At 67.0% G+C, this 13,277-nt stretch carries 10 protein-coding genes; 7 read left to right on the top strand and 3 right to left on the bottom strand.

Annotated elements, in window-relative coordinates:
* Nucleotides 1-380 precede the first annotated feature (380 nt).
* From ASC58_RS04675 to ASC58_RS04660, 4 genes are all read left to right on the top strand, one after another.
* Nucleotides 381-1,427 (top strand): LacI family DNA-binding transcriptional regulator, encoded by a 1,047-nt coding sequence (locus ASC58_RS04675; RefSeq protein WP_056918536.1) that lies wholly within the window; start codon nt 381-383, stop codon nt 1,425-1,427.
* A gap of 104 nt (nt 1,428-1,531) precedes the next feature.
* Entirely contained in the window at nt 1,532-4,060 is a 2,529-nt protein-coding gene (locus tag ASC58_RS04670) for a sugar-binding protein (protein ID WP_157598361.1), read from the top strand.
* Between the two features lie 24 nt (nt 4,061-4,084).
* Nucleotides 4,085-5,227: a hypothetical protein gene (locus tag ASC58_RS04665; protein WP_056918534.1), complete on the top strand. Its 1,143-nt coding sequence runs from the start codon at nt 4,085-4,087 to the stop codon at nt 5,225-5,227.
* Nucleotides 5,228-6,296: 1,069 nt separating this feature from the next.
* Nucleotides 6,297-7,043 (top strand): nuclease-related domain-containing protein, encoded by a 747-nt coding sequence (locus ASC58_RS04660; RefSeq protein WP_157598360.1) that lies wholly within the window; start codon nt 6,297-6,299, stop codon nt 7,041-7,043.
* Nucleotides 7,044-7,461: 418 nt separating this feature from the next.
* Here the strand turns inward: ASC58_RS04660 and ASC58_RS04655 are convergent, their stop codons facing one another.
* From ASC58_RS04655 to ASC58_RS04645, 3 genes are read right to left on the bottom strand one after another with little or no spacing between them, the layout of a single operon-like run.
* Nucleotides 7,462-8,202, bottom strand: a complete 741-nt coding sequence (locus ASC58_RS04655; protein WP_082552959.1) for a YoaK family protein — start codon at nt 8,200-8,202, stop codon at nt 7,462-7,464.
* A gap of 7 nt (nt 8,203-8,209) precedes the next feature.
* On the bottom strand, nt 8,210-9,778 hold the full coding sequence (locus ASC58_RS04650; RefSeq protein WP_056918532.1) for a gamma-glutamyltransferase family protein: 1,569 nt from the start codon (nt 9,776-9,778) through the stop codon (nt 8,210-8,212).
* A gap of 1 nt (nt 9,779) precedes the next feature.
* The gene (locus tag ASC58_RS04645) at nt 9,780-10,511 is read right to left on the bottom strand and encodes a FadR/GntR family transcriptional regulator (protein ID WP_056918531.1); all 732 of its coding nucleotides are present in this window, start codon (nt 10,509-10,511) and stop codon (nt 9,780-9,782) included.
* 258 nt (nt 10,512-10,769) lie between these two features.
* Here ASC58_RS04645 and ASC58_RS04640 point away from each other — a divergent pair, with 258 nt between their 5' ends.
* From ASC58_RS04640 to ASC58_RS04630, 3 genes are read left to right on the top strand one after another with little or no spacing between them, the layout of a single operon-like run.
* Nucleotides 10,770-11,603, top strand: a complete 834-nt coding sequence (locus ASC58_RS04640) for an ABC transporter substrate-binding protein (protein ID WP_200947735.1) — start codon at nt 10,770-10,772, stop codon at nt 11,601-11,603.
* Nucleotides 11,604-11,654: 51 nt separating this feature from the next.
* Nucleotides 11,655-12,473 carry an amino acid ABC transporter permease gene (locus tag ASC58_RS04635; RefSeq protein WP_056918529.1) on the top strand — a complete coding sequence of 273 codons (819 nt, stop codon included), beginning with the start codon at nt 11,655-11,657 and terminating at the stop codon, nt 12,471-12,473.
* On the top strand, nt 12,470-13,261 hold the full coding sequence (locus ASC58_RS04630) for an amino acid ABC transporter ATP-binding protein (RefSeq protein WP_056918528.1): 792 nt from the start codon (nt 12,470-12,472) through the stop codon (nt 13,259-13,261). The genes ASC58_RS04635 and ASC58_RS04630 overlap by 4 nt, the downstream gene beginning before the upstream one ends.
* Nucleotides 13,262-13,277 lie beyond the last annotated feature (16 nt).

Raw genomic sequence — 13,277 nt, 5'->3', positions numbered from 1 at the left:
CCCGGACCCGCGGACCCGACGCTACGCCCGACAGCCGCGCCCCGGAAGAGTCCTCGGGAGGGCCTCAAAGCGACCGCTTGACAACAGAAGGGTGCCGGGAAGACGTGGTTCGACCGCGTGCACTACGCGGGCGGTGCGGGCCTGCAAGGTGCCCCGGGGATCCGTAGTCCATGCGAGTGGTCTGCCGTGGCCGCAGGTAGCGAAGAGCGGTGTCGGGGTGAGTGACTAAGTGAGTGACAACGGAGGCGGAAACGGGCGGACGTCAAAGGACGGGTTCGCGTTCAAAGTCTTGTATTTGAGCGGTCAAACGAATACGGTCCCGGTCGAGCCACAGGCCGCGCCACGGTGGCGTGGGTGGGCTCGGACAGGTGGTCCCGAGGATGTCCCGCATACGGTCGAAGACGCCCGCTCAGCGCCCGACTCTGCAGTCGGTAGCGCACGAGGCCGGCGTGTCGCACCAGACGGTTGCGAACGTCCTCAACTCACCGGAGAAGGTGCGGCCGGAAACACGCACCCGGGTGCTCAAGGTCATCACGGCGCTGGACTACCGGCCAGACGAGACCGCTCGGTCCTTGGCTCGGCGCTCAACGCGCCTAGTGTCGTTGCACCTGGGCCCGCAGTGGAACGACGGTGTGTCGATGCTGGCGGGTTTCGCGCGGTCCCTCGCGCAGGCGGGCGCGTCGCGGGGCTACCGAATCGTGCTTGATGTGGCCGAGGCGGGCGACGAGGTGCAGATCGACTCGTTCCAGGAACTTGCGGCCCGGCGCGCGGTTGATGGTGTGGTCATCCCTGAGACCCACGTCGGTGACCAGCGGCCACGTTGGCTGACCGAGCACGGCCTGCCGATGGTGGCCTTCGGCCGACCGTGGGATGACCTGGATGCCGCCCACTCGTGGGTTGACGTCGACGGGGGACAGGGAATGCGGCAGGTTGCTCATCACCTGCGCGACCACGGGCACACGAGAGTTGCCTACGTCGGACCTCCCCGCGACGGCGGGATGGAAGATGACCGACACGACGGGCTCGTGGCCGGTTTGGCCGAGGCCGGCGTGGCCCGTGACGAGGGCTTGGACCTGTTCGTGACCGAGCGGACCAACCTGTTTGACCAGCTGCCCGACTTCCTGCGCCAGTACCGCCCGACCGCGTTGGCGTGCCGCGACGACTCGTATGCCTTCGAGTCACTTCAGGTCCTTCAGACAATGGATGAGGACATTGCTCATGGCGTCGCCGTAACCGGGTTCGACGACTCACCTCTAGCCCGGATGACCCGACCTGCGCTCACGTCGGTCTCTCAGCAGACCGACCGGGTTGCCGACCTCATCTTCGCGTCGCTGGTTGCCCAAATCGAAGGCCGTCAGGACGAACGGGTGACGCGACTCATCGTTCCCCAGCTAGTTCCTCGGGAGTCCTCGACCGGACGGGGCTAACCCCGCCGCCCTACAACCAAGCTCGTTCTGACCAGCCACCAACTCAAGCAACCGTGCTCGCCCCCAACCCGGCCGCACACCGGCCACCTATGAAGGAGAACCACATGCGGCAACGACGCCTGCGTGGCCTGCTCGTCCTATCCGCTGTATCTGCCTTGCTCGTGCCCACCACCGCCACCTTGACGTGGGCAGCGGCCGCCCCTACGTCCTCCTTCGTGGTCGACGCCGAGACGCTGCCGAACGGTGCGGGCGCTGCCGGAACCCTGGACCTCACCTCGACCGGCACCACGGACTGGGTGCACGTCGCCGGCACCGGCAACAACCGCCGCAAGGACACGACCTCGGTCATCGACGTGAGCAACCTGCACCCGCAGACTGCAGTCGGCACCCTTGGCGACAGTCCGTTGTCCTACCGCTGGTCCGACGGCACACCCACGGCCACCAACGACGGCACCACCACCGGCGGGGTCTTCAGCTATGACCACTCGACTGTTGGCCCGACGACCGGCTTCGATGCCGGCTACCGCGTCGCGGTTCCATCCGCGGACACCTCCCGCACCCTGACCGTGGTCGGCGGAGTCTGGCAGGCAGCCGCGACCGTCCGTCTGACCACCGCCTCAGGAACCCGTTCCGTGTGGCAGCAACCGGTCAGCGCGTCCGGTACGCCGCAGGTGCAGCGGTACACGGTCATCGTCCCGCCAGGTGAGCCAGTCATCCTCACGACCACGCTCACGGAGACCCGCAGCCCAGAGGGCAACGTTTCCCTAGCGGCAGTCACACTGGCTGAAACCGTCAGCGCACAACCCGCGGTGACGCTGACGACACGGTCGACGCCGTCGACGATGGACCTCACCGCCCTGGGCGCGACTGACTGGATCCACCTGAGCGGGTCCACCCTGAACCGCTCCGCCACAGGGTCGGGCGCGCTTACCCCCAGCAACCGCGGCACCCGCGGCATCTCCCCGCAGGGCGACAACCCGGTCCGCTACTCGTGGAGCAACGGCACCCCGACGACGAACGAGCCGGGCACGACCACCGGTGGGGTGTTCCTCGCCGACAGTGACGACCTGAGCCGGCCGGCCGGCTGGGATCTGGCGGTCGCCGCTAGCGACCGACCGCGGACCCTTCAGTTCGTTGCCGGCGTCTGGGAGGCCGCAGCCACGGTGACCGTCACCACCGGCGGCGCCACCACACCGACAGTGTCGAACACTGAACTGTCCGCTGGCGGCAGCGCACTGTCTCGCCTGTTCACCGTCATACTGCCCGCTGGGCAGACAAGCACCGTCACCGCGCAGCTCACCCGCCGCAACAACGGCGACGGCAACGTCACCCTCGCGGGCGCAGCCCTGGCCCCGACCCCGTCCGCGTCGGCTGCGCGGCGCGCCCTGCTTGACGAGATCGACCGCACGGACACCCCGGCCGCCGACCCTGCCACCCTTGCGCAGCTCGACCGCGAGGTCACCGCCGCGCGCGCCGTCATGGCCGGACAACCGATCGACACCGACGTCCGCCTTGCGCTCGCACGGCTGACCACCGCCTGGAACGCCGCCCAGCACTCCGCGGCCGCCGCCCGGTACACCTTCCAGTCCAACCCTGGCCTTGTGTCGTCGTTCGGCTGGGAAGGCGACCACCACGCACCCATCGCGTCCATCGACGGCAGCTACCGGCTGCGTGACCACGACAACCTCACCATCACGTTCGGGGTCCCAGACATCCCCGGCACCATCGACTGGCGCAATGCCGAGGGGTACCTGCCCGCGTTCGTGAGCACGTACACCAAGGGCGGTCTGCGCCACAGCGTGCAGAACTTCGCCGACGAGGTCGTCGTCGAGGGCAAACGCTACGAAGTTGCGTACTCACGCATGACGACGACCAACACCACGACCGGTGCACTGCCGCTTCCACGGGTCTCCAAGGCGCTGGTCGGGTTGAACGACGCGGCCACGCGCGACAGCGTCGCGGCCGGCCAGACCGTGGTGCGGGACTACGCCGTGGGAGCCGACCGGTTCGGCGGCACGTACGGCTGGCCGTCCAACGCCCAGCTCGCCTCACTCGGCGGGTACGACCAGCACTACAAGCACATGCGCACCTACTGGAACACCCGGTTGGTCGCCATCGCCAACATTAAGGAGCTGCCCGACCCCAAGCTCGTCGACGCGTACAAGGCCGGCTACATCTACACGCTCATCATCCGCGACGACATCAACGGCAAGAAGGAGCTGCACGTTGGGGAGAACGGGTACGACGAGATGTTCGACCACGACACCATCGGTATCGTCTCCACCCTCCTGACCGTCGGCGACTACACATACGCGCAGGACTACCTGTCCACCCTTCCCGCGCAGCTGCAGTACGACGACGCGAAGTGGAAGTTCAGCTGGCCGTTCGCCCTGTACCTGCAGCGCACCAACGACAAGGCGTTCGTGCGGTCGCAGTTCGACAAGATCAAGAAGAACACGCACACGATCGAGACCGACCGCATCAACGGCGGCACCGGCATCATCAAGAAGACCGTCGCCATCGACAGCGAGGGCTACTGGACCATTGACAACTGGTCCGCCCTGGCAGGCCTGACCACCTACCGGTGGCTCGCACAGCAGCTCGGTGAGGACAGCGAGGCGGCGTGGGCCTAGGCCGAGTACGACGACCTGTACAAGGTGGTCAGCGACCAGCTGCGCAAGACGATGACCGACTATCAGCTCGACTACATCCCCATCTCGATGGTCGAGCCCAACGAGCAGGGCCCGCGCAAGGACCCGCGTGACGCGAACTGGGCCTCGATGTTCCTGTTCGGGCAGTGGGCCTGGGACGGCTACCTGTTCGGGGCGCAGCAGTCCGGCTTCATGCTCGACGACATCGACCGCACCTACACGCACGGTTTCCAGCGGCGGGAGAGCTTGACCGACACGGTGTACAACTTCGGCGGCTACCCGCACGGGTACTTCTCGAGCGCGTACAACGCCGGCTACGGCAGCACCGCCTTGCGTGGCGAGCAGTACCGCGACGCCGGCATCCGCGGCTATGAGTTCATGGTGAACAAGTCGCAAAGCGGTCCGTTCGGATGGTGGGAAGGAGTCGACTACCCGAACGCGTCGTCGCCGTGGAACATCGACCACGCCGCCGGTGGCGGCGGCTCCAACCAGCACATGTGGGGCCAGGCAACTGCGACGAAGGTGCTGTTCGACTCACTCATCGCCCAAAAGTCCGACGGCACCATCATCGTCGGACGCGGCGCTCCGCAGGATTGGGTTGCTGCAGGGAAGCGCATCGCCCTGGACAACTTCCCGACCCTTGGTGGCGGTCGAGTCGGCTACGCAGCAACCTCAACCGGGAGCCAGGTGACGTTCACCTTCTCGGGTGACGTTGGCTCCGCGACAGCCTTCAGCATCGAGCTGCTGGCGCTCAAGGGCAACATCACGTCCGTGTCAGTGCCGAAGGCCGTGGTGGACGAGGCGGCCGGCACGGTGCGAGTCCCCGCTTCCACGAAGCGGCTCACCATCACCCTGCGGCACCCGGTGGACGTGGACGGCACCGCACTGTCCCCGACCATCACCGGCAAGGCGAAGATCGGGAGCGCGTTGACGGCCACGGTCAACTCAGGCTGGCAGGCCATCGGGTACCAGTGGACGCGCAACGGTGTGCCGGTCACAGGTGCGACCGGGGCCTCGTACACCCCGACGAAGGCTGACCTCGGCGCTCGCATCGGAGTCCGGGTGAGTGCCGACCGGGCCCACGCCTACACCACGACTCTTTCCGCTCCGGAGGTCGGGCCGGTGATCGGCCCAGTGCCTGGCGGCTGACGGCAACGCGTGGCGTGAAAGCTGCCATGACGAAGGCTCGGACCACCCGGTCCGAGCCTTCGTCATGCGGCGATCTTGCGCACGGGTCTGCGCGCCGTGGCTGTGCTTGGCAGCCGGCGCCGCCAGTGGATCTGGGGGCGACGCACTGCTGACTTCTTCCGTTGGCTGAGCGCATTCAGGCCGTGGTCGGGGGCTGCCTGCCGCAGACCGTGGGGATGTTGAGGCGGGGGAGGAAGACGTTTAAGCAGCGGCGACGCTGGGAGATGGTGCGGACCGAGCTGTGGATGACGACGTGCTGATCGGCATGGGCCGATCGTGCTCAACGGTGCCAGCATCGGCTCGGGCTCGATCATCGGCGCCGGGGCGATGATCCCGGAGGGCACGCAGATCCCGCCGAACTCCATGGTGCTGGGCCTGCCCGGCATGGTCCGCTGAGAAACGACCGACGCAGAACGTGAAGGCATCCGTGCCAACGCGCGGTTCTACGTTGAACGCATCGCTGAGTACACGACCGAAATCTCAGAGGCAGAACCGAGCAACGCTGGCATCCCGTGGCCAGGGGCAGAGCCCCCGCATCGCGCAACGGCTGCTTGACTAAGTGCTTGACAACAGGGGCGTGTTCGGTTGCATGCCGGCGGACGTTGGGGGACTCGTTTCGTGCTCACATGGACGGCGACGGACGTCCAAAGACGGGTGAAAATGCTTGACACGGAAGAGGTCACTGGTTCAAACCCAGTATCGCCCACCAGTACGAAACAGCCCCTGACCTGCGGAAACGCAGATCAGGGGCTGCTTCGTTGTCGGGCTCGAGGGGCTGGATCTGACCTCTTCCCTGCTGGTGAGTGACTAAGTCCCTCGCGCTCACTCGGAGCGGCCATCCGTTGAGGTCCGCCCGCGTCCGTGGCCGTGCGTTGGCGGCCGGCGTCTGCCAAGGGATCTTGGGTCGACTCACTGCTGACGCCTTGTGCGGACTGAGCGCATTCCTGCCTTCGCCCGGGGCCTCTTGTCGCAGACTGTTGGGGTGTTGAGACGGGGGAGGAGGACGTTCGAGCAGCGGCGTCGGTGGGAGATGGTGCGGACCGAGCTGTGGAGCGGGCGTCGCAACATCGTGGCGGCCGCTGCCTGGATGCTGGGTGCCGCCTTGGTAGTAGTGGTGTTGCCGGTCGGGCCGGCCATGGTTCGAGGGGCCTTCGCCGGGGCACTGGTGACGAGCTGGGCATGGATGGTGTTCGTGACGTCGTTGATCCGGACGTATCCGGTGACGATGGGGGAGTGGGGCGAGTCGTTCACGCGGGAGGTTCTCGAGAGCCGGGAGTTCGGTTGGCCGTTCCTGGACGACGTTCCGATGGAGAAGCGCAACATCGACCACGTCGCGGTGAGTCCGCGCGCGGTGCTGGCGATCGAAACCAAGTTCGTCGGTGCTGGCCGGCAGTGGGCGACGGACCGCTATCGCGAGGCGGCGATGGATGGTGCCCGCTCGAGCGCCAGGTCCGTGCGATCGATCCTTCGCTCCCAAGGAGTCAGGGACGTGTCTGTCGAGGCGGTGCTGATCATCTGGGGACCTGGCGCGCGACAGCTGGAGAACGACTGGGCGGTCGTGGACGAGGTCCATGTGGTCAGAGGTGTCGCTGCCGCGGATGCTTGGCGTCGGTACTGCAAGGACGGTGACATCAGCGGTGCCCGGGCCAAGGAGCTCCACGGGATCCTCGCCAGCCATCAGGCCATGCGTGATGCCCACACCGGAGCCAAGACTCGTCAGTCTCACGAGGGCGCCGGCTGCTTACGTCCGCGTCGGCCTCGCTCCAGGCAAAGCTGATGCAAGGCCGGCGGAATGTAGCAGGACCGCGACCCTCGTGCCGGGTCTGGGTAACGTCGTTGTGATCTGTGGCGTCCGTGTCCGGACCGGTGACGGCGCTCCCGGACGATGCCGCGTACCTCGCCTCGAGGGCGGCGGTCGTCGGTCTTACCGGCTCCGTCGCCCTCGCACCCCATAGCATCAGGTCCAACGCGGTCGCAGCGCGATATCGTCGTGGACCGAGTGAGAGCGCGCCATGGGTCGGGCGATTCACATAGGGGCGCTCGGGTCAGCTCAAGGAGGTCGGCACGTTCATCGAGTCGCCTGCCATGTCCTACCTGACCGGTCAGGTCATCGACGTGGACGGTATGAGCTCGATCGTCCAGGAGAGCGGCGGTTCGCCAAGGCAGATGAGGCAGTGCGGTAGTCGGGGTGCGCGCTAGGCGCGGGCGGCGTGAGACCCGATGCTCGATGCTTCGGTCGGGTCCTTGGCAGGAACGTGGTGTCGAGCGTGCAGTGCCCCGAGTAGCGTGACGGCCAACGTGATGGAGCCGGCCAGGAGGAGGCCTCCGCCAAGATGCCACTTCAGCAGGGCGCCGCCAGCGAAGGCGCCGGCAAGGATCAGGATCACCGCGGCCGTGCGCCGGGCGCTCCCAGCGCCCTTGCCGCTGCCTAGCACCGAGTCGGCGGCAAGACCTGTGAGGGTCGAGGTCACGACGACCGTCGTGACGTCCTTGACCGCGATGAATCGGGCAGTGGCCGCCTGGATGCCCATCGCTGCGCCGAGGACGGTGGTGACCGTGACACGCAACGGCGGGCTCACATCCTCCTCGATCGCCAGCAGCAACGCCGCGACCCCGAGCATCAGGACCCCAACGATCGTGAACAGGACCGTGGTCCGTGCCGTCCACCCCGGACCCGCCGACTTGAGCATGCGACCACCGAAGGCAGCGCCCGCCATGAATCCGACTAAAGCCAGGAGCGGGCCGAGCACCGGCAGCCCGGTGCCTCCGACCAGCGCCATGCCAAGGACCACGACGTTGCCCGTCATGTTGCCGGTGAAGACCCGGTCGAGGCCGAGGTAGCCGACCGCGTCGATGACACCCGTCGAGAACGTGAGGGCGAGCATCAGCCCCAGGTGGAAGGCGTCGCGGGGCAGTGCCCCGAGCCGTCTGATCATCGTCCGGTCACCCGATCCGCGCGCTGCCGTCGGAGCGGGGGTCGCTTGCTGCGGCCAATCCGGAAGGGTAGCGCCGCACCATCTGCGAGTGCCCGACCCCGTCGTCGTTGGCGGGGAGCTCGGTGACCTCGAAGCCGGTCGCGCGTAGTGCGTGCGCGACGGCAGCCGGGGCGTTTGCCTCGACTCCGACGGTGCGTTGGTCGCGGTACCCCTCCTCCATCAGGCCGACGACCCAGCGGGGTCTGCCGATCGCTGCCCCTGGCAGGTCGCCGGTCGCGAGGCGGAGTGCGAGTTGTGCGTGGATCTGCGCTTGCGCACGACCGCCCATCGTCCCGTGGGCGCCGGACAGCACACCGTCGTCACGCGTAAGCACCGGCATCAGTGTGTGAGGAGGGCGACGCGAGGGTGCGACGGCTCCCGGGTGGTTGGGGGAGACGGAGAACGACGCACCGCGGTTGTGCAGGATGATGCCTGACTCGGGGTCGAGGATGCCGGACCCGAACGCGTGGAACAGGCTCTGGATGAGCGAGACCCAGGTGCCGGATCCGTCGGAGGTGACGACCGCGACCGTGTCGCCTGTGGGTGGTGGGTTGCGCGGGCCGGTCGCCGGCGCCGAGTCAAGCTGCGCAATCTCGCGGGCGCGGGTACCCATCAGCTGGACCAGGTCGAGCGGGGACACCGCGGGGTCGCCCAACAGGCGGTCGCGGTCTTCGGCGACGTCTCCCAGCACCATCGCAACGGTGGCGGCGTCCGGCCCGTCGAGATCGAGGGGTTTGCCGGTGGCGAGGCGGATCAGCTCGAGTGCAGTCACGGCCTCGAGGAAGAAAGCGCCCTGCGATGGCGGCGGAGCGGTCACGTACTCCCGGCCGTCGTACGTCGCGGAGACGGGGACGTCGACCACTGTTTCGTGGATTGCGAAGTCCTCTGTGGTCATCGCTGAGCCCCTCGACTGCAGGGTCGCGGTGATGCTGCGGGCTAGGTCGCCGCGGTACAGCGCGTCCTGACCCGACTCGGCGATGGCCTGCAGGCTGGCGGCGAGCCGGGGCTGGACGAGTTGCTCACCGGCCGCGAGGGGGCGTCCGTTGGGCGCGAAGACCTGGCGCAGGCCCGGGTCGGCCAGGATGCGGTGCTCCTCGCGGAACAGGTCGCGGCCCAGGCCGGCAGCGACCGGGACGCCCTCGGATGCCATTCGTCGTGCGACCTCGAGGCTCGAGGTCAGTCCGACCGAGCCCCAACGCTCGGCCATGGTGTGCCAAGCGCCGACCGCGCCGGGCACGGTGACGGTCAGCGCGCCGTCGACCGGCATCGTCGTCATGTCGGCGAAGGAGTCGAGCGACATATCCGCCGGCGTTCGACCGACGCCCATGACGACGTGCGTCGTGCCGTCAGGCAGACCGACCAGCGCGATGCAGTCGCCACCGATCGAGCACTGATGGGGGTAGACGACGGTAAGTGCGCTGGCGGCGGCCAGGGCGGCGTCGACGGCGTTGCCACCTTCACGGAAGACCTTCTCAGCGGCGTCGGTGGCGCTGGCGTGGGGGGTGGCGACGGCCCATCGGGAGGTATCGGAGCTCATGTCAGCCTGCCTTCGTAGGTGTCGGGCCGTCGCCGGCGATCACGGTGAGGATGTCGTTGATGTGCGCGGTCATCTCGCGGGACGCTGCGGCTGGGTCGTGGCGCTGGACCGCGTCGAGGATGCGGCGGTGCGCGGCCAACGAGCGATGGATGCGGGTCTCGGTCTCGAGGGACGACCGCCGCGAGGGCGCCATCCATTCATGTGTGACGGTCAGCAGCCGCTCGAGCAGAGGATTAGCCGTCATCCGTGCGAGCGTCAGGTGGAAGGCGACGTCGAGCTCGACGTAGCGCTGCGGGTCGACACCGCGGTCGATCTCGTCAGCGGCCTGCGCCACGAGGTCCGCAAGTCGCTCGATCTGGTCGGTGCTGGCACGCGTCGCGGCCCGCTCGGCGATCGGTGGTTCTATGACGCCGCGCATGTCCATGACCTCGCGCAAGGCCCTGGTCGTGGGGTCGATGTCGCCGAACAGCGATGAGGTGATCTCGGGGCGCTGCGACTCGACCACCACGGTGCCGCGGCCGCGGCGTCGGTCGATCAGTCCGCGCAGCTCGAGCTCGCGTAGCGCCTCTCGAACGGTAGCGCGCGAGACGCCCAGGGCTGTCGAGAGCTCCCGTTCGGCGGGGATGCGTTCGCCGGGGACGAGGTCGCCATCGGAGATCAGCTCGTGGATGCGCGCAGAGATCGTCGTAGGTGCCGATCGTTGCTCATGAGCGAGGTGTTGCCAGTCGATCATGGCGCTCCTTTGGTCTGACCTGTTGTCAGCATGCTACATGTGCCGCTCGCTAGAACGACTATATCCGTACGTGAAGTCGCGTTTATGTGCGATTTACGTCGTCAGTGACCGGATCTTCTTCGAATTGATTGACGTTAGCCCGTCAAGCCCCTAGCGTCTGGATGGTCAGACCAATGAGCCTCGCATCGCGCAGCCCCCGAAAGGTCGCCCATGAAGTCACACGGAACCACCTCAGCCGTCCGGTACTCGATCAGCGTCGTGGCGGTCGTGGCCGCGGCGACGCTGCTGTCCGCATGCGGCGGAGGATCCACGGGGTCCGACTCCAGTTCAGGGTCGGGCGGAGGGTCGGCGGCGGTGCCGTCCAGCTCGCTGATCTCCTCAGGAACGTTGACGTTCTGTGCCGACATCAGTGCACCGCCTTTGACGTACTTCGACAAGGACCAGAAGGCTGTCGGCACCGAGATTGAGCTCGGCGACGCCATCGCCAAGCAGCTAGGCCTGAAGTCGACGTGGCAGAATGTTGCTTTCAACGGCATCATTCCGGCCCTGCAGGGACGTCAGTGCGACGCGATCATGTCGCAGCTATACATCAAGCCGGAGCGCGAGAAGGTCGTCGACTTCGTGCCGTACATGTACGCGGGCAATACGGTCCTGGTGAAGGCGGGCAACCCCGGTGCCGTGACTGGCATCGAGAACCTGTGCGGTCGCAAGGTCGCTGCCCAGACCGGCACCACCATCGTGGACCTCCTTGACGCCCAAGCAAAGAAGTGTCAGGCCGCTGGCAAGCCCACCATCGCCGTCTCGAAGTTCGGCCGTGACTCCGAGGCTCAGCAGCAACTGAAGCTCGGCCTCGTCGACGCCTACGGCACCACGGTCGAGATCGCCGGCTACGCCATCAAGCAGCAGCCCGGCACCTTCGAGACCGTCGGCAAGCCGTTCGGCAAGATCGAGACGGGCATCGCGACTGCCAAGAGCAACGCCGCCCTGAACGCCGCACTGGTCAAGGCGTTCGCCGCGGTGCGAGCCGACGGAACGTACGACGCGATCTTGAAGAATTGGTCGCTCACCGACGACGCCCTCCCCGCGAGCTGACACAGCGGCACGACCTCCGACCGACATGACGACCACGGATCGACAGGACTCATGCACTCACTGCTACAAGCCGCCCAAGGACAGCCGACGTTCGATTGGGGCTTCTTCGTCGACGCGGTCATCCATCCGTCCGGACCGTTCCTCACTGGGCTGTGGCGCACGGTCTACATCTCGGTGCTCGCTCAGGCCTTAGGCGTCATCGGCGGGCTGGGGATCGCGCTGATGCGCCGTAGCCGGTTCCCCGTGCTCGGGTGGATCGGGGGCGTGTACGTCTGGGCCATCCGCGGCACGCCCCTGTTGGTGCAGCTCGTGATCGTCTACAACGGCCTGGCCGCGACGGGTATCTACCGGTTCAGCGACCTCACGCTCGGGTCGGTGACCTTGCTCGGTGTCATCCAGGCGGCGATCATCACGCTCGCGGTCAACGAAAGCGCCTACATGTCCGAGATCATCCGAGCGTCCCTCGATTCGGTGGACGATGGACAGACCGAGGCTGCCAAGGCCCTTGGCATGTCACCAGCCGTCGCGATGCGGACGGTGATCCTGCCCCAGGCCACCCGCATCGTGATCCCGCCACTGGGCAACGAGTTCAACCTGATGATGAAGTCGACCTCGCTGCTCAGCGTCATCGGAGTCCAGGAGATGTTTCTGACGGCCCAGTCGATCAACTCCGCGACCTTCAAGACATTCGAGATCTTCATGGCGGTCGCCGCCTACTACTTGCTCCTTACGACGATCTGGTCGGTCGTGCAGGCATGGCTCGAGCGCAAGTTCGGCGATCCAGCGACGCCGACACAGCGGGTCAGCATGCGCGAACGTCTCCTCGGCGGACCAGCCCGTCTTCCCCTGACGAAGGCGGTTCACGGATGAGCATCCACACCCACGATGACGGTTCCGACGTGATCCTCGAGGCGCGTGACGTCGTCAAGAGCTTTGGGCCGCTCAAGGTCCTCGACTCGGTGTCGATGACGGTGCAACGGCAGGAGGTCGTGGTGATGATCGGCCCGTCAGGATCTGGCAAGACGACCTTCCTGCGATGCCTGAACCACTTGGAGCGGATCGACTCCGGTTCCGTGGAGGTGCTGGGCGAATCGGTCGGTTACAAGGAGTCGAAGGGCGGACTGGTGGAGGACACCCCGCGTGTGGTCGCGCGTCGGCGTCGCAAGATCGGGTTCGTCTTCCAGCGCTTCAACCTCTTCCCGCACCTGTCGGCGCTCGAGAACGTCGCCGTCGCCCCGATCAAGGTGCTCGGCATCAGCAAGGACCAAGCACGCGAGGAGGCGCGGGAACTGCTGGCCCGGGTCGGTCTGTCCGACAAGGAGGACAACCGTCCCCGGGCGTTGTCGGGCGGTCAGCAGCAGCGCGTCGCGATCGCCCGAGCCCTTGCGATGAAGCCGGCCCTCATGCTGTTCGACGAGCCCACCAGCGCGCTTGACCCCGAGATGGTCGGCGAGGTCATCTCGGTCATGGGTGAGCTGGCGGCGGACGGGATGACGATGGTCGTCGTCACCCACGAGATGGGGTTCGCGCGGTCTGCGGCAGACCGCCTCGTGATGTTCGACCGCGGTCGCATCCTGGAGCAAGGGCCGCCGGAGTCGCTTTTCACCAACGCTGAGCACGAGCGCACGAGGGCCTTCCTCTCGATCCTCGGCTCGTAGCAGGGTGGTCGGACAT

The sequence above is a fragment of the Phycicoccus sp. Root101 genome, from assembly GCF_001426245.1.
Lineage (GTDB): Bacteria > Actinomycetota > Actinomycetes > Actinomycetales > Dermatophilaceae > Pedococcus.
Note: the sequence above shows the minus strand (reverse complement) of the source record. Positions and strands in the feature narration are given on the sequence as shown.